We start from the raw sequence: 17,912 nt of genomic DNA on the forward strand, positions 1-17,912 counted from the left end.
CGCATCGTTATATTCTGGCATCAACCTACGAAGGGATTTCGCCGTGCGCTGGCTCAGGATTGCCATAGGCTTCACCGTCACGCTGCTGACCTTGCTCTGCATGCTCCCGGCCCAGGCCGCGCAAGGCAGTGGCTGGTCGGTATTGCTTGACGATCAGGGCAACCTCCAGCTGAGCGACATCCGCTCTGCCCGCTACACCAATCAATTCAGCCCTGTCGAGCTTGACCGCCTCACCGCGGCCGAACCCGATGGCGCCCTGTGGCTGCGCTTCAGGCTGGCGCCCGGCAAGCACGAGCAAGTGCTGCGGATCTTCGCCCCTGACTTGTCACACCTCAATCTGTATGTACTCGACGGTGATCGACTGATCGAACAACGCGACACCGGCACCGCTCAGCCCCAGGCAGAGCGACCGCTGCCCAGCAGCGATTTCATGCTGCCGTTGCCCCAGAGTGACAAGCCCCTCGATGTCTACCTGCGACTGGTCTCCGACCACCAGCTGCGCCCGTACATCACCCTGCAAGCGGCGGTGATGGCCGCGGCCAATCACAACCAGACGCTGATCTATGGCCTGCTGTTCGGCTGTCTGGCGATGCTGATCCTGCACAACCTGATCCGCTACGCCTACACCCGCTCACGCAGCAGCCTGTGGCTCGCGGTGTGTGAAGGCCTGTTGAGCCTGAGCCTGTTGCTGCTGCTCAACCTCGCCGGCCCGTGGCTGCCGAACTGGCACGCGATCCAGACCCCCGGCGCCTATCTGGCCCTGCTGCTGACCGCACCGGCGGGCCTGATGTTCGCCTACCGCTTCTTCGCGCCGCTCGGCCCGCATCCACTGAACAAGCTGCTGATCGGCGACATCCTGTTCATCGTGGTCTGCAGCCTGCTGCTGTTGTTCGTCAACACCCTGCCGCTGAACATCATCACCTACGCGCTGGTGGCCCTGGCCGGCCTGAGCATGTTGTTGGTGGGGTTCTTCCACTGGCAGAAAGGCTACCGCCCTGCCCGGCTGTTCGTTGCCGCAATGGTGGTGTTCAATATCGGCACGCTGATCATCCTCCCGGCCTTGCTGGGGCTGACTTTGGTGGCGCCACAAGGTCTGATCATGACCCTGATGGGTTTCATCTGCATCAGCGGCCTGCTGATGAGCATCGCCCTCGGCGAGCGGCAGCGCAGCATCACCGAAAGCCGTTTCAGCATCAGCCGCGACCTTGCGGCGAGCAACGCAGAGATCAATGCCAAGGCGGAGTTCCTGGCCAAGATCAGCCACGAGATCCGCACGCCGATGAACGGCGTACTGGGCATGACCGAACTGCTGCTCGGCACGCCGCTGTCGGTAAAACAGCGCGACTACGTGCAAACCATCCACAGCGCCGGCAATGAACTGCTGACCCTGATCAACGAGATCCTCGACATCTCCCGCCTCGAGTCCGGGCAGATCGAACTCGACGACGTGCAGTTCGACCTCAACGCGCTGATCGACGATTGCCTGAGCATCTACCGCGCCAAGGCCGAACAGCAGAACGTCGAGCTGATCAGTTTTATCCAGCCGCAAGTGCCACGGGTCATCAGTGGCGACCCGACGCGCCTGCGTCAGACGCTGCTGAGCCTGCTGGAAAACGCCCTGAAGAAAACCGAAGAAGGCGAAGTGCTGGTGGTGGTCGCCCTCGACGAACGCAGCGCCGGCCCACGCCTGCGCATTGCCGTGCAGGACAGCGGCCAGCCGATGGACCAGGAAGAGCGCGACGCGCTGATGCACGCCGAGTTGCACAGCAAGCACTTCCTGTCGGCCAACCGTCTGGGTGGCAACCTCGGGCTGGTGATCGCCCGCCAACTGATCCGCTTGATGCAGGGCGAGTTCGGCATCAAGAGCGGCGCCAGCCAGGGCAGCACGCTATGGCTGACCCTGCCGCTGGACCCGGATCGCCTGGAGCATCCGACCTCGGATCTCGACAGCCCGCTGCAAGGCGCACGCGTGCTGGTGGTCGACGACAACGACACCTGCCGCAAGGTGCTGGTGCAGCAATGCAGCGCCTGGGGCCTGAACGTCAGCGCCGTGCCGTCGGGCAAGGAAGCGCTGGCCCTGCTGCGCACCAAGGCGCATTTGCGTGATTACTTCGACGTGGTCCTGCTGGACCAGAACATGCCCGGCATGACCGGCATGCAACTGGCGGCCAAGATCAAGGAAGACCCGAGCCTGAACCACGACATCCTGCTGATCATGCTCACCGGCATCAGCAATGCGCCGAGCAAGATCATCGCGCGCAACTCGGGGATCAAGCGCATCCTGGCCAAACCGGTGGCCGGCTACACCCTCAAGACCACGCTCGCCGACGAACTGAACCAGCGCAACCGTGGCCAGGTGGTGTTCCAGCCGCAGCCAGCCAACCCTGCCACACCCGTCAAAGTGCCCAGCGACTTCCGCATTCTGGTGGCCGAAGACAATACGATTTCCACCAAGGTCATCCGGGGCATGCTCGGCAAGCTCAACCTGCAGCCAGACACCGCCAGCAACGGTGAAGAAGCCTTGCAGGCGATGAAAGCCCAGCGCTACGACCTGGTACTGATGGACTGCGAAATGCCGATCCTCGACGGGTTCTCCGCCACCCAGCAACTGCGAGCCTGGGAAGTCGGCAACCAGCGCATCCGCACGCCCATCGTGGCACTGACCGCACACATCCTCGCCGAGCACAAGGAACGCGCGCGTCAGGCCGGGATGGACGGACACATGGCCAAACCGGTGGAACTGTCGCAACTGCGCGAGCTGATCGAGCACTGGGTGGCCCAGCGTGATCAGCAGAACCGAGCGACGACGCAACCGTCGTGAGCCGACAGACACGATAGCGCCTGTTAGACTCCCCCGACTTTCCCCCGCCAGCGAGCCTGCGCCATGCTCCACGTGTTATTCAGTGTTTACCTGAAGATGCTGGTGCTCTACAGCCCGTTCTTCGTGTTGTCCTGCTTCATCAGCCTGACCCGTGGTTATTCACGCAAGGAACAACGCCGCCTGGCCTGGAAGGTGGCGATCGCTACCCTGGTCTCGAGCGTTTTGCTCTATCTGTTCGGGCGAGTGATTTTCGATGTGTTCGGCATCACGGTGGATGCCTTCCGTATCGGCGCCGGCAGTGTGCTGTTCATTTCGGCACTGGGCATGGCACAAGGCAAATCGGCGGTGCAGGCTGACAACGTCCAGCAGGACGTGACCATCGTGCCACTGACCATTCCCCTGACCGTCGGCCCCGGAACGATCGGTGCGCTATTGGTGATGGGCGTCAGCCAACCGCACTGGGACGATAAACTCACAGCCATCATGAGCATCGCTCTGGCCAGTTTTACCGTGGGTGTCGTGCTTTATCTGTCGAACCGCATCGAACGAATCCTGGGCGATCAAGGCTTGCAGATTGTCAGCCGCCTGATGGGACTGTTCGTCTGTGCGTTGGCCGCGCAGATCATTTTCACCGGGGTGAAAGGTTATCTGGTGCCGTGATCCGCACGGCAAGGCCGCCGACGCAGAGATCGGCGGCCTCTTTTGGCCACAATCGAATCAGTGAGTGAACGATTCGCTCGTTGCGATCAACGCCTTCATGTCCACGTGGCCTTTGTCGACCTGATCAGTCATGACCTTGTGCAGCAGCTGTTCAAGGCTGAACCGGCTGTCACCCGTTGCGGTCCTGACAACGATCTCCATCGCAATGATCGGCCCGCCTTCCGAGTCATATACATTGCGCACTATCAGACTGTGAGCGTTGTCTGGATCGATCAACATGAGTTGCCCGTCCTTTACTGTCAGCAACAGCCGTTCGTTCGCCGACATCTCCAGAAACAGCCTGGGCGCCCCGGAACGCTGAACGTCCGGGGACGGCTGGCATTCAAGCACGATGCAGTCCATGCGCTGCCAGTCTTCGTCGGTCAGGCGACAGACCTGCTGCGGTGCGCCGAACGTCAGCAACAGCTTTTCAACGCCAAGGGGCACAACCACCTGTGAACCTGGAAAGTCACTGCGGGACGCAATGGACATGACCTCCTCCTGCCTCTGTGCCAGACAGTCCTGCATCCAGATCGAGACTGACGGGGTCGGCTCAGGGCGCGGCGTGAAGACAATGTTATCCACGGGGTCGTACAGCAGCGGCAGCGATTCACTTTCAAGGCCCAAAAACACCGGCCATTGCCCGTCGGACGGTTTGATGACGTCGAACAGTTGATCGGACTCGGGGGCATAGTAACGATAGAATCCCCCCCTCTCTCCGACCGGCATGAAAGCAGCATGTGGACAAGTCGAGACCAGCGCTCGCAAGCGATCGCGAAGCCGGGCATCGGTTGGGCGATCGCGTTCGGACCAGCGAGTCTCGACACCGAGAACTTTGGCCGGCTGGCCATCAATCAATTGCAGGTTCACACCGTCCCGCGTCTGCACCAGCAACCCTTGACCGCGGACCTCGACCTCTGAAACCTGCCACTGATCCCATACCGGCTCTGCCTTAGGCAAATGCTCCGGATTCGACAGCCGCGAGCCTTCGGCAAAGGCGGCCCCCAGCGCTTCGAAGTCGACGAGGCTCTGGCGATAAAGTCGGCCTGCCGTACGGTCGAACAACCAGGCCGCCTTCGCATCAGGTGTCGTCGCAAGCAAAGTCATTTCCCCGCCGTCGCCGACGTCTGCCACTAGCATTTGCCCGGCGATGCACCACGCTGCCAGAAATGCAGGACGCCCCCTGCGTGTCAGACCGATCACGGCAAAGGGTGCGGCCTTATGCTTTTCAGCCAGTTCAGACATTGCGTCTGGCCAGTCTGGATTCAATTCGAACCAGCGCTGACCCACGCCGATGAACCGCAACGCGCCATCCCTGTCGACCTCGAACAGACGCCCGTCCTTTTTGGTGGCAACGTAACGACCTGCGGTAGACGTCAGCTCGACGACATTGTCTTCGATAATGTCGTCAACCGTCTCTGCATCATCTATCCGGCCCAGCGCCACTCTAATCAGCGCTCCAGCTTCCTTGTCATAAATAATCGCGTTCTGATTGTCGACCCGGTCCCACATCAACATCGTTCGCTGCACGACATCGAAATAATTGAGAATGAATTGGTCGTCATGCAGCCGAAGCCATCCGGAGTAAGCAAACTCACCGTGGTCAAAACAGCGCAACTCGATAAACGGCGCGGCTTTCCAGGTGCTCAGCGACGTGGCCATTTCGGCAGCGTCATCGGCATACGGCCGGGGTTGCGTTAACTGACTCAGAGGTTGCTTCCAGTACTCGAGCGTGCGTTGAAGCAAATCTTCGGAATGTCCCCGGGCATTGAAGTGTGTGAATGTCAGCGCCGCTCCATCAATCAGGTACTCCAACGAATAGTCGGCCTCACCCGCGCCGGAGACGTCCTGAACGACACGCAGCCCTCCGCTGACCGTGCTTTCGAAACCGGTGATTCTTGAACCTTGCGCAGGATTCATCAGGCGATAGCGATGATTGACCGTTCCAGAGAGGGTATCGACACGCCACAGGGTCGGATGATCCGGGTGATAGAACCACGCGTGCTCTGCAATGACGGCTCCCAGAACGATGCCTGTATTCACCGCGTCCGGCAGATCGCGCGGATACAGCATGCGATCCAGTCCGGCGTCGTAGTACCCGGTGGTCGAAACGGGTTTGTTGGAGGCAGTCATAGGCACCTGAAAACCAGACACCGGCGTGTGCGACGAGGTCAGTCGATTCGCGTGGCGCAGGCTCCTGAGCCTTGCCAGAACGGTATCGGAAATCCGGTCCACGTCCGGCAGCCCGACGGTGATACCGACACCGGACTCACTTGTTTGCGAGATCCTGTTGCTGCTCAGATCGATGCGAACCAGCAACAACGCATTGTTTTTGCTGCGATCCACCTGAAACAGTTCGCCGCCCTTGAGCCGTATAAAACCTTCAAAGCCATCGATCCGGATGCCATCGACGATAAGTGCAGCGCCCTCGAACCGAACCTGCTCCTCACTCGCCCAAGGCGCGGCAATCACCCACTCGGCCGAGGCACGAGGCAAAAACGCCTCAGGGGAGGGGCCGTCAACGAGAGGCGGCGGATTGAGGACAACCGACACCACGCCCGGACTGAGCGTCAGCAGCACTTGTCCAGAATGGGCGGTGATTTCATAGGAAATCAGGTTTTTCCATTCGGCCGGCAATTGAGGTACGACCAGTTGTCGACAGTGTTCATCCAGGCGCACGCGGATAGCGGTCGGCGTGTTGAACGGATGCAATTTGTAGAGGACATGGGGGAACGGGGCCGTGGAAAAGAACTGCAACCGTTGCTCGCCCCGCTCATCGAACTCCAGTCGTTCCTTCCATCCGTCGATGATATTGGGATAGGACGTGCGCAGCCCGCTGCCGTCTTGCGCGACCGGCAGCGAATAATCCCCGTAATCCCAGAACCGCTGATAAGTTTTCAAGCGTTCGGAGATATCCTCGTCCGGGGAGAAACCCGACGAACCCAATTGGTATTCGTATCCGTAGTAACAGCCTGGCGTGCAGGGCAAGACGACTGCATTGACCTGTTTCTGCCGGTCGATTCTCAACGTCGATGGCAGACGCAGCGCTTCGCGAATATTGATCGCCCGGTGCCTTTCCTGCTCTCTTGCATCGAAGGAGGGAAGCCCCACAGTCTGAAAGATCGTCGCGAAGAACTTCTGGCTATCGAATGCCACGTTGCCCCGCCGCAGATCCAGCTCTGTGATGACGGCTTCGGGTTCGAAACGCAGGACACCCTCCTCGATCCTGTGTCCTGCCTGCGTATAGGCTTCATTGATCAGAAACAAGTGACGTCCGACCGCTCGGGCCTTGTCACTGATTTGTCCCAGGTTGCTGGCAATGGCCGCTGCACCGATACCGATGCCCAGCAACGGAATCGACAGCACAGCCGCCACCGATCCCACCGTACCGCCGACCGCCAGCGCCGCTATATCCAGACCCAGCGCCGCCCCATTGAATGCAAGCTGGGTGGCCAGTCGCGAGCGTTGCTCATCAGTGGTGGCCACGGTCAGGCCATGGATATCGAAACCGATGTTGACCGCCGAAAATCCCAGGCCCACTCCCGACGCGGCACGCCCCAGCAACCGCGAGGAAAGCGACGCATGACCTGCTGCGAGCGCCTGTTCACTGGCCGCCACTTGTCGCACCAGACTGACCATCTGCAGTGCGTCGGTCACGACACCAAAACTCAGTTGCGCATAACTCACATAAGCCTGGACCTGCAGAGCGGTCGTCAGTGCGGGAATCTGCCCCCCCTGACGTTGATACTCTCGACTGCGCATCTCATTGATGATGGCCTGGATAGCGAAGGCAAAACTCAAACGGCTGCCGCCGTCGGTCTCCACCGGGCCGCGCGCCGGACCCGCCAGCGTGTTTGCCAGACGCCTGATGTGTCTTGCGAGTTTGATGAACCGTGAATCGACGGTACTGACCTCGACCGAGACCTGGGGGTGACGGGCGTCAACCATCGTCAGCGTGTAGTGCGACTTCGACGTTTCCCTCACCGTCTCGAGCAATGGCAGGTATTGCTCCCCAAGCTGGCTGTCACTGCGCAAGCGCCGGGTCGCCTCTTCGAACTCGCCTGCCTGGTGGCGTGCGTCAAGTCGCGCCAGGCCCTCTCCCATCCGCACGTTTTTCGAAAGCGAGCGCATGCGTGCCGATGCCTGTTCATCCCATACGGAAACCGTTCGGCCGGCGCTAACCCGTTCGCTCTTCAGAAGGTCGTTCACGAGCAGTTTCGAAGGCAATACCTTGTCGGCAATCGCCTTCGTATCCAGTTCGATCACCGTGAACACGGAGTCCGTCGAACCGGCCAGACCGTAGAGCGCTGCCAAATCACCGTCACTGGCGAGGTGACCCTGTATGGCTCGCTGGAGTTGATCCGCCCGAGAGAATCCGTAAATCGCATAATTCGGGTCGAAAAAGCGATAGGACGGTTTTCCGTCAACCTGAACCCTGGCCACCAGCAATGCATGCTTACCCGTATCGAGCAGGTAGACGGCGGATCCGGCTTTCGCCTCCAGATTGCGGACAATCACGTCAAGCCCAAGTGCTCCGTTCGAACGTCCGATCTCGGTCGTTGCAACAGCCGACAAGTCATCCAGTGCGGCAAACATGGTCCGGGACTCGGCATCAGCGGGATCGAGACTGGCATTGGCAATCCGGCCGATCAGCGCACGCTCGGCCTCGTCTCCGAGCCCCAGCGCAGCGGCCATCAGCAATGCCAAGGGATAGCAGCGGCGGCCGGGATCGCCGGTGCCCAGCCGCAACAGATCCTGAGGAACCTGCCGTGCCGAAGAGGCCCCGGCCTTGAAGAACTGCTCGCGGACCTGCACAGCGTTCCTGAGGATTTTCGTCTGATAGTCACGGCGCGCGGCGCCGTTGATTTGCGCGATGCGCTGTCCCCACTGGTACAAGGTCAGCGGCTCGGCCAGTGCGCGCACCTTCAGCTCACCTGCGCTCTCTGCGCCAGATGTGGCCCCTTGGGCAAAACCGGCCTGAAATGCCGGAGCGCTGCGTTCGTAAAGGATCTTTTCGATAGCGTTGTAGCGTTTGAAAAAGCCTTCATCGACGGTATCCCGCGCCACTGCCCGGACTTTTTGCCACGCCTCGGAAAAGCCCTCCACATCCACACGCGATGCCGAGAACAAACCGCCGATAACAGCTCTCTGCAACGGGCTCAACTGATCGAGTTCAAGCGAACCCCGAGCAAGCCGTGTCAGAAAATCATTGAAATTGTCGCCAGCCTGCTCCCCATGCGAAGGCGGAATGAGGCTGTCAGGTTGCGCGAGAATTTGCTGTCGAACATCCAGCCCCAGATCGATTCGCCTGCCGACATTGATTTCGCCACTCAGTTTGTCGCGCATTGCCTTGATGAAGGGGTCGCCCAGATCATTCATCAGTTTCTGCAAGACATCGGTCAAGAACACCGGTTTGCCTTCGATGACCGGCCAGCCCTGCTTGAATGTCATATGGTGCTCATTGAGCAACTCCGTCAGGTTGGCGCCGTAACGTGACAGGAGTTTTCCATCTTTCCACTTGTTGTGTTCTTTCGTCAGCCACTGTTCGGGATCATCATTGACGGTCCAGCCAGAGATCATTTCCTCTTCGGTGTAGACGTTGTAGCTACCCAGTAACTTGAGATGTTTACGCACATCGTCGACATGATCGGGCAATAATTTGTCTTCTATATACTTTGTCACTCCTGTCGCCGCGCTACCTGGCCCGGTCAGCGTGACAGTTCCTCGTGCGCCGATGCGAATGCCGTCTTGATAATACGTAGCAATGGCTTCAATCAGATTGGCCGATGAAAAGTGATTCTTTGAACCGGGAAATCTTCCCTCCGCCTGTTTTTCATTGACGACGTTCTGAATGACGCTGATTACACGGCTTTCATCCGACGCCGCGATACCCATTGCGTCCAGACGACGCTCGACCTCATACAGGCAGTCATAATTCAGACGGATCGCCTGCATGTAGGCCATGGTCATCCCGCTGCGCGGCTGGGCCAGAAAATGCGCGTTCATTTCCCCATTGCTCGCAAGACCTTTCGCGGTGCCCAGGCGAATGGCATCCTGCGGAACCGGGCTGTCCTGCGGGGCAATGAATATTCCGGACACGCCAGGCTTCTCACGGGCAAACGCTAGAAGTTTTTCTTTATCCTGCGCAGGAATTTTGTCGGTTCTGTCCTTGTAGCGAGACCGATCCCTGCCCGGCATCAACGAAGCATCCTCATTGAGCAGAAGCTGCAGCACGCCCACCTTCGCCTCTTCGCTGAACTGGCTGATGTCCACGCCGCCCGGCTTGTCGACAAACGGAGGCAGATAGTCCATGTCACTGTAGCGGCCGCCCTCCAGAAACCCGGCCTGCAACCTGACGACATCACTGGCTGCCGCGAAATTTCCGCGCAGGCCGATTTCCCGCTGATAGACATCCTGCAGGAAATGTCCGGCAAACTCGCGGCCAGCGTCACGCACTCGCAGATCATCACCGGCCATCGCCAGATGCGTATCCAGGCATTTCTGACGGAATGCCTCCAGCACCTTGCGGTCCTTGCCATATGCGCTGACCATTAACTGGATGCGGGCGTCATCCCTGCGTCCGGCCCACTGCGGCTGGTTGATGTAATCCGCCATCTGGAGCTTCAAGACGCGCGCGCGGTCTTCAATCATTTGTGCCAGCTGCGAAGGTTTGCTGACCTGATCTGCGCCGGACTCCATCGCATGCGCCCTGGCACTGTCGAGAATGACGCGGTTCATCTCGAAAGCCAGCAACGCATCGCTGTCGTACCAGAGATTGAATTGGTAATTCTCCGGGCCCAGCACGGCGCGCCAGATATTCATGTAGTCGCGCTGGATGTGACCGACTTCACTGCCGCCCACCCAGACGAAGTGCATGATCTTCGGAACGGTCCGAGCGACATCTGAAAATACTGAAACCGTTGCGCCAAGTCGCGACGCGTAGTTCTGAATACGCGCATGCGCCCGCTCGATGACCGGTGATACCGGCCCCTTCATTCGCCCGGTCAACGATTCAAAGGTTTCGAGGAATAGTTTGACTGGCAACTGCTGTTCCACAGGCTGATTCGTTGCGGTGGCCAATTGATAATAGTGTTCGAGCGCCGCGTATTCGGCGCTCGCCGAATACGCGGCAAATGCATTCTTTATATGATTGAATTCGGTCTTCGAAGGCAAACCAATTAAACTTTCAATATCCATGACGACAGATTCCATTCGATCAAAAACATTCAAACAGGCACAAACACACCTCCCTGCTCATATTGATCAGGAGGGCACTCGATAATTAATAAACTTCCTTGACGCCGGGCCAGACTAGGATAAAAAAACAACCGCCACAAACATAAAAACCTTCAAACTGTTTCCATCACGACATTCAAAACAATATAAACTCCGACACTTTAAAAACAGTCAGTATTTCGAAACAGATTCTCAACTTAAAAAACAAGGCCGCGAATATCAAGTTCGCGGCCTTGTTTGCGTACGGCAGGTATGCGAGCGCAAGCGCCGGACGTCAGCCCATTGGCTTTTCACCGTACCAACGTGGGGTGTACACCCACTCGCCACCTTCGGCACGAGCGAAGGTGCAGGTCGTGGACGAACCGATCAGCACCATCGTGCGCATGTCCACCTGCTCCGGCGTCACTGCGCCGAGCGTCGTCACCCGCAACGTCTGCCCCGGCCGACCGATATCGCGGCCCAGCACCACCGGCGTCAGCGGCGCGCGGTGCTGCGCAACGATTTCCAGCGCTCGCCCCAGCTGCCACGGACGGGCGCGGGAGATCGGGTTGTAGAACGCCAGCGCCAGATCCGCTTCGGCGGCCAGATCCAGCCGTTTTTCAATGATCGACCACGGCTTGAGGTTGTCCGACAGTGACATCACGCAGAAGTCGTGACCCAACGGTGCACCGGCCTGAGCGGCGGTGGCGAGTGAGGCGGACACGCCCGGCAGGATTTCCAGATCGACGCTGTGCCACGCCGGGTCCGTCGACTCGTGCAACGCTTCGAGCACCGCCGCCGCCATGGCGAACACGCCCGGATCGCCGGAGGAAACGACGATCACCGATCGGCCCTGAGCGGCCAGCCTGAAGGCGTGACGGGCGCGCTGCATTTCTTCGCGGTTGTCGGTGCAATGCTGCACCTGATCGGCGCGAAACGGGCCGGCCATGCGCACGTAGGTTTCGTAACCCAGCACGTCGGTGGCCCGGGCCAGTTCGGCTTTTACCGCCGGCACCATCAACTCGGCTGCACCTGGCCCGAGACCGATGACGGCCAGACGTCCGCGCGGACGGCCAACCTGCGAAACATCCAGCGGTTGTTCGGCCACGGCGATGGCGAGGTCATGGGATGTGGTGATGATCCGGGCATCAGGGACTGCATTGCGAGACAGTTCAGCGATGTCACTCGCCGGCGCGACAAAGCGCAGCGGCACTCCCAGCTCAAGCGCGGCTTCTCGCAATGCCGGGCTGGCCATCTGAATGTCCGCCGCCACCAGACAGGCCAGCGATTGAATCGCCACACCAGACTGCTGCAGCGCGTTGCGAATCGCATCCGGCAGATCGGCCACATCGGCACCGACCGCCACCGCCACACTGCGTGGATAAATCAGCAACTCACTGGCGCTCGCTTCTCGGGCTGCGCTGCCCACATGAATCGAGCGCTGCGCCCGTGGATCTTCCGGCAGTTGCGCCTGCTCAAGCCACGGCGCAGCACCGTCGATGCGCACGCTGTGACCGGCGAGCAGGTCGGAGACAAAACGCTTGCCCTGCTCGAGATCGCCGAGGGTATAACCACCGGGCGGGTTGAGCAGGCAGGTGCCGAAACGCAACTCGCCGCTGGTGGTGATCGCCGCTGCGACTTCAAGCGCAGCCGCGATCTCGCGGGCCATGACATTCACTCCGCCGAGGCCACCGAGCAGGGGCACCACGGCGCTGCCGTCCTCAGCCACGGCGAGCACCGGTGGCTCGTTGCCTTTCTCCAGTAGCAGCGGCGCCAGGGTGCGGATGACGATGCCGGCCGCGCACAGGGCAATGATCGGCGTGTCCTGTTGATAAAGCGCACGCAGGGTCGCGCCGAATTCGCTGTAAGTCAGGTCCGCGCCTTCGACGCGTCCATTGAGCCCGTGAATCTTTGCGCCCGGATAGACCTGCTGAAGGCGACGGGCCGTAGCGAGCGCGCCCTGGCCGAGAATGACGATGGCCGGTGTGGAATGGTTCATCAGCCTTGCCACCGTTCGCCAGGAACAATGATCAGCGAGAAGTATGGCGACGACATCGGCTCGACCTCATCCAGCGGCACGATCTTCTGATTGGCCATGGTCGCGCGCTCGACATACAGCGCACGCTCGGCGAGGCCCAGTTCCACCAACACGTCGCGCACCTTCGGGAAGTTGCGCCCCAGCTTCATGATCACCGCCGCGTCGGCATCGGCCAGACGACGCTTGAGCTCGTCATGAGGCAACACGCCGGACAGCACCGACAGGCTCTGATTGCGATACACCAGCGGCGCGCCCAGCACCGAGGCGCCGCCGAGCATCGAGCAAACGCCCGGCACCACTTCGGCTTCGTAACGGCTGGCCAGGCGATCGTGCAGGTACATGTAGGAGCCGTAGAAGAACGGATCACCTTCGCAAATCACCGCCACATCTCGACCGGCCTCCAGATGCGCCGCCACTTCCTCTGCCGCCTCATCGTAGAAGTCGCTGATCACTTGCTCGTAGGACAGCGGCGCCGGCAGCACTTCGGTGGTCACCGGGTACACCAGCGGCAGCAGATTCTGCGCGTCCTGCAGATGCGCTTCGATGATGCCGAACGCGTTGCCCTTCTTGCCCTTGGCCACGAAGTACGCCACCACCGGAGATTCGCGCAGCAGGCGCAGGGCCTTGACGGTAATCAGTTCCGGATCACCGGGGCCGACGCCCAGGCCAATCAAACGTCCTTGAGCCTGCATCATTCGATCTCCGTGGCGAGGGCATTGACCGCAGCGGCGGCCATGGCGCTGCCGCCCAGGCGGCCCTGCATGATCACGAACGGCACGCCACGGCTGTTGGCTGCCAGCTCGGCCTTGGATTCGGCAGCGCCGACGAAGCCCACCGGGAAGCCGAGGATCAATGCCGGTTTCGGGGCGCCGGCATCGAGCATTTCCAGCAGATAGAACAGCGCGGTCGGCGCGTTGCCGATCACCACCACGCTGCCTTCCAGATGCGGACGCCACAGCTCCAGAGCGGCTGCCGAGCGGGTGTTGCCCAGCTCGCGCGCCAGCCCCGGCACGCTGTCATCGCGCAGGGTGCAGATCACTTGGTTGTTGGCCGGCAGGCGCGCACGGGTCACGCCCTCGGAAACCATCCGCGCATCGCACAGGATCGGCGCGCCGGCGGCCAGCGCATCGCGCCCGGCCTTGCCGGCGCCTTCGGAAAACTGAAGCCCGTCGATGGCCTCGACCATGCCGCAGGCGTGGATCACCCGCACCGCGAGTTTTTCCAGGTCGGCCGGGATGCGCGCGAGGTTGGCCTCGCGGCGAATGATCGCGAAGGAGTTGCGATAGATCTCCTGACCGTCGCGGATGTAATCAAGCATCAAGGGGGCTCCGTGAGCGGACGGCGAGCAGGGTCGCGGCCGCTTCGATAGTAAGGTTGTGAGCGTGCAGCGCGCCGAAACCGGGCAGTGCTGCATCGCGAAAATAGAGGTCGTAATGACCGGGACCGACCGCCAGCAGCGTCACCGCAGCCCGATGCGCGGCGGCGCAGGAACGCGAGCAGCCGGACAGGTGCACATCCACGGCGTGGGGCAACAGCGCAGCCAGCAGGCGGGCATCGTGTTTGGTGTCAGCCAGGCCTTTGCCGCAACCGTTGGCACCGGTGCAGGCGATCAGGCGCGCCAAAGGATCTTCGACACGGGTCAGCAGGTTCAGCGTATCCAATTCGTCGAGCACTTGAACCGCATCGGTTTCCCGCACATTGGGCAGCAACAGACTCTGCCAAGGGGTGAAACGCAGGCTGCCGTCGCCGAAGGTTCTGGCCAATTGCGCAACACCACGCAGCGTATCCGGGTCGAGGCGACCGAGCGCCGGTGCGGCACCGACATAGACCTGACCGGGCAACTGCTGAGCGTGGATGCCGAGGTGCAAACCCTCTGATCCGGCTTCGCGCTGCCAATCTCTGGCAGCCTGGAGGTTGATCCGCTGACCGAGCACTTCCAGAAACTTCGGCGCCGGGCATTCTTCCAGCAGATGGCGCATCCGGGCCTGATCCGGCCGGGCCAGCTCGAGGAACAACTCCAACACCGCCACCACCAGCGCATGGCCGTCGGCAAGCGCTACGGCAGCCAGCGGTCGATCCGTCGGGCAACCCGCCAGGCCGAACGCCAACAGCGTGTCGTCGCACTCCTGGTACGCCGACAACCACAGATCATGGGGATGTTCGAGCATCGCCAGCGCTTCTCCGCCATCCAGCTGCACGGCGAACTTGGCGCTCAGCTCATGGAAACGCGGATGGCTTTGCAGGGTCTCGAGGATCTGCCCGGACAATGGTCGAGTATCGAAGCGCATCTGCCGGTCAATACCGGCAGCCGGGCTGAGCATCAGGTTGCGCACATCATCGCCGGCTGCGGTTCGCGGCCCGAGACCGGCGGCCAGCAGGCTGTCGATCAGCGCGGCGGATTGCTCGCCGATACCACGGATCTGCAGATTGCCGCGGTTGGTCGCCTCGATCACCCCGCCGGCAAAGCGCTCGGCAGCGTTGGCCAGCGCATCGGCCTGACCGGCCGTGATCGAACCACCGTCAAGCTTGATCCGGCAGATCCCGCCATCCAGCGCCTGGACGATACGCAGCAACCCCGGACAGGCCGAGGGGCGTATGGCGTTGGACATCGGGCGTTCGTTCAAGGGCTGACCGGCTGACAGGCAGTGCTGTGATGGGCGAAAGGTCGCCATTATGCCTGCTTTGCCTGACTGCATGAAAAGTCTGCCCGTCGGACAGCCGATCATGTCGCATCTTCTACCGCCACCGCTGGAGCTTGTCGCGAATTCTCAGGCTAACGCGATGATCTGCTCCTGGCGCCGCGCCCCCAATAACTCAATCACTTTGGCCCGGGAAAAGACGTAATCTTCGGGATCGATCAGTGCCTTGTAACTATCGATGGAAACGTTACCCCGCACGTTTGCGGTATTGAATCGATGACACCAGAGATTGCCTTCAATGACTTCATCAACTTCGAATGCGATGAAGACCGTCGACACCCCCAGCCCCCGAGACAGAAGACTGAGTCCGAACCGCACCCACCGGCCCTCATGCAACGCGTTCTCGAACAGAACGCCCGTTGCCGGCGTCGGCGATGCCTCGCTCAACAGCGAATCCAGGCTGAGATCCACGACTTCATCGGTCGCGGCGGGAACCCACTGATAAAGGATCCGCCGGGTCAACTCGGCGAGCGTAAAACTGCGCGGCATCGGCACAGGCAGGCTGGCTTGCGGGTTATCCAGCAACATTGCACCGGTAACTCTCAGTGCGATCCTGTTGGCCTGATTCCATGCGTCGACCTGGGCAAAGTCAGGACATTTGCGAGAAGCGACCAGTTGAGCATAAAGCAGTGCATCCAGACCATCGCACCGGTCCGACGCCAACAACTCATCCGCGACCAACACCACCGTACCGGCGCATACGAAGGTTTTAAAACCAGCACCTGCATTCATCGAAAACTCCTTTTAAGAAAGCCAGAGGACCGGGCCTCTGGCTTCAATGAACATCAGGCCTGGCCAAACTCGTAGCTGAGCGCTTTTTCACGCTGCTCGGTCAATGCCCTGACAATCAATGGCTCGACCAGCAAGTAGTCCTCTTCGTCCATGGTCATGGTGGCGGAGCCGTTGTAGATGCTGACGCTGGATGTCGCCCACTCGACAAACAGCACCTTGGTCGGTTGCGCCGCGGCAAAATACTGAACCGCAGCGATGGCCATCGTGATGGTACCGTCTTTGTTTTCCAGGGCACTCGACATACAGAAGTTGCCGCCCTCGGCTTTTTTAACGTTGCGTTCAAAAAGCCCCAGCGCTTCAGGGACATCTTTCAGCGCTTCCATCGTGGAGTCCGCCACATCCTTGAGCACCTTCAAGACCGCCGCACCCTGACCCACCGCCGAAGACACCGCGGTATGGAGGATGTTAAGTGCAACGTTGTCCATGGTCAGTTTCCGGGAAGTTGCATTGTAACGATTGTAAGGCTGGTTGAAGGCAAACCAGCCCGCTACTTTCATGAGCCTCATGAATTCTTCGTAGCGTTTCTCCTTCTGGCTGGCGGAAGGGTATTTGGTCAAGGCAACCAGATCAGCGTACATATAGGTATTTTTCACAATGCGTTTGCTGCGCTTTGACATACTTTCATCGAAACCGGCGACGCCTGTGCCCATAATGGCGGCGTTAAGTTCATCCTTGTCGATTGGCAAACTGGCATTCAGCGACAACTTCGCAGAGCGAGCAACGGGCTGTGCGGCGATCAGCTGGTTACACTCTTCGATCAAAGCAATACGTTGAGCTGCAGATAAGGTCTCACCAACCACTTCGTCATTCTTAGCAATTACTTCATTCATTATGCACATTCCTTTAAATTAAAAGCGCCTCCGTGGCGCACACTCAAACTAACTTTCACTCCACCAACAAGCAACTTTCACTGCATTCAATTTATTTCAACACAGACAAAAAACCGAACTCACTGACTCAGTGCAAACTCATTACGCCGCATATCGCGAACCAGTTCAGTCAACTCTGCTCGCCGAGCATTCATGTTTTTCGGCGTATTCATGAACCGTCGCGCATAGACTTCCAGTTGCGACCTGGAATATTCGACATCCCAGAACAAATACCTTTTCGTCCACTGGGCGTCGAGCAACCCGACATGACTGATCACTATTTCAAGATGTTTATAGTAATTGTAATAGGCCGGTGAAAATACAAAGTCATTCCATTCCCGGACACTGTCCGCAAACAAATCAAAACCCGCCGGATTGTGTTCCAGCAACTGGAAGGTTTTTTTCATCTGCTGTCGCCTTCCACTACTCAGCAGCCGTTCCATCGATTTTGACCAGGCATCCAGAAAGTCGCCCTCAAACTCCCGACCGGCAACCCGCACCGGTTCACCCAGCTCCCAGCCAAGCCGCTGAAGCGATGCGGAGTAATACTCGAACCAGAAGCCCGGAGCCTGCCTTCTGTTCACGCGCTGGTCGGCCTGATACTCGGCCCAGCGCATGCTGTCCTTGATAAAACGTTCATCTTCACGGCTCACTCCGGAAAAAAAAGTGAGCAAGCTATTTCCCGCGACAACCGAGCTGCTTTCTTCGGCAATGTCAGCGGCTTGTGGCAAAACATTATCAAGCATTTCCATGCGTCATTAATTCCCTTATAAAAATCA

General features: G+C 59.7%; 10 protein-coding genes. 2 read left to right on the plus strand and 8 right to left on the minus strand.

The window, feature by feature from the left end; all coding sequences use genetic code 11:
• Positions 1-43: 43 nt before the first annotated feature.
• Together QLG12_RS08840 and QLG12_RS08845 are read left to right on the plus strand one after the other, a co-directional pair.
• Positions 44-2,821: a hybrid sensor histidine kinase/response regulator gene (locus QLG12_RS08840; RefSeq protein WP_197869866.1), complete on the plus strand. Its 2,778-nt coding sequence runs from the start codon at positions 44-46 to the stop codon at positions 2,819-2,821.
• A 63-nt stretch (positions 2,822-2,884) separates the two neighbouring features.
• Positions 2,885-3,481 carry a MarC family protein gene (locus QLG12_RS08845; protein WP_064379199.1) on the plus strand — a complete coding sequence of 199 codons (597 nt, stop codon included), beginning with the start codon at positions 2,885-2,887 and terminating at the stop codon, positions 3,479-3,481.
• Positions 3,482-3,538: 57 nt separating this feature from the next.
• Here the strand turns inward: QLG12_RS08845 and QLG12_RS08850 are convergent, their stop codons facing one another.
• The 8 genes from QLG12_RS08850 to QLG12_RS08885 all read right to left on the minus strand — a co-directional run bounded on the left by QLG12_RS08850 (position 3,539) and on the right by QLG12_RS08885 (position 17,885).
• Positions 3,539-10,717, minus strand: coding sequence for a TcdA/TcdB pore-forming domain-containing protein (locus tag QLG12_RS08850; RefSeq protein ID WP_282474325.1), 7,179 nt, complete (start codon positions 10,715-10,717; stop codon positions 3,539-3,541).
• 313 nt (positions 10,718-11,030) lie between these two features.
• Positions 11,031-12,734, minus strand: coding sequence for a precorrin-3B C(17)-methyltransferase (gene cobJ / locus QLG12_RS08855; protein ID WP_197869868.1), 1,704 nt, complete (start codon positions 12,732-12,734; stop codon positions 11,031-11,033).
• Entirely contained in the window at positions 12,734-13,465 is a 732-nt protein-coding gene (locus tag QLG12_RS08860) for a precorrin-2 C(20)-methyltransferase (RefSeq protein ID WP_197869924.1), read from the minus strand. The genes cobJ and QLG12_RS08860 overlap by 1 nt, the downstream gene beginning before the upstream one ends.
• A complete protein-coding gene (locus QLG12_RS08865) occupies positions 13,465-14,091 on the minus strand; it encodes a precorrin-8X methylmutase (protein WP_282474326.1) in 627 nt (208 codons plus the stop codon). The genes QLG12_RS08860 and QLG12_RS08865 overlap by 1 nt, the downstream gene beginning before the upstream one ends.
• The gene (gene cobG, locus QLG12_RS08870; protein WP_197869870.1) at positions 14,084-15,382 is read right to left on the minus strand and encodes a precorrin-3B synthase; all 1,299 of its coding nucleotides are present in this window, start codon (positions 15,380-15,382) and stop codon (positions 14,084-14,086) included. The genes QLG12_RS08865 and cobG overlap by 8 nt, the downstream gene beginning before the upstream one ends.
• Positions 15,383-15,541: 159 nt before the next feature.
• Complete coding sequence (locus QLG12_RS08875; RefSeq protein ID WP_197869871.1) at positions 15,542-16,204, minus strand: hypothetical protein; 663 nt, start codon at positions 16,202-16,204, stop codon at positions 15,542-15,544.
• A 53-nt stretch (positions 16,205-16,257) separates the two neighbouring features.
• On the minus strand, positions 16,258-17,094 hold the full coding sequence (locus tag QLG12_RS08880; protein ID WP_282474327.1) for a hypothetical protein: 837 nt from the start codon (positions 17,092-17,094) through the stop codon (positions 16,258-16,260).
• A gap of 119 nt (positions 17,095-17,213) precedes the next feature.
• The gene (locus tag QLG12_RS08885; RefSeq protein WP_197869873.1) at positions 17,214-17,885 is read right to left on the minus strand and encodes a hypothetical protein; all 672 of its coding nucleotides are present in this window, start codon (positions 17,883-17,885) and stop codon (positions 17,214-17,216) included.
• Between the last annotated feature and the right edge of the window lie 27 nt (positions 17,886-17,912).

The sequence above is a fragment of the Pseudomonas sp. V88_4 genome, assembly GCF_029967985.1.
Taxonomy (GTDB): domain Bacteria; phylum Pseudomonadota; class Gammaproteobacteria; order Pseudomonadales; family Pseudomonadaceae; genus Aquipseudomonas; species Aquipseudomonas glycinae.

Coding starts and splice junctions, on each gene's coding strand:
- QLG12_RS08845 (WP_064379199.1), top strand. CDS start 2,885: ATGCTCCACGTGTTATTCAGTGTTTACCTGAAGATGCTGGTGCTCTAC.
- QLG12_RS08850 (WP_282474325.1), bottom strand. CDS start 10,717: ATGGATATTGAAAGTTTAATTGGTTTGCCTTCGAAGACCGAATTCAAT.
- cobJ (WP_197869868.1), bottom strand. CDS start 12,734: ATGAACCATTCCACACCGGCCATCGTCATTCTCGGCCAGGGCGCGCTC.
- QLG12_RS08860 (WP_197869924.1), bottom strand. CDS start 13,465: ATGCAGGCTCAAGGACGTTTGATTGGCCTGGGCGTCGGCCCCGGTGAT.
- QLG12_RS08865 (WP_282474326.1), bottom strand. CDS start 14,091: ATGCTTGATTACATCCGCGACGGTCAGGAGATCTATCGCAACTCCTTC.
- cobG (WP_197869870.1), bottom strand. CDS start 15,382: ATGTCCAACGCCATACGCCCCTCGGCCTGTCCGGGGTTGCTGCGTATC.
- QLG12_RS08875 (WP_197869871.1), bottom strand. CDS start 16,204: ATGAATGCAGGTGCTGGTTTTAAAACCTTCGTATGCGCCGGTACGGTG.
- QLG12_RS08880 (WP_282474327.1), bottom strand. CDS start 17,094: ATGAATGAAGTAATTGCTAAGAATGACGAAGTGGTTGGTGAGACCTTA.
- QLG12_RS08885 (WP_197869873.1), bottom strand. CDS start 17,885: ATGGAAATGCTTGATAATGTTTTGCCACAAGCCGCTGACATTGCCGAA.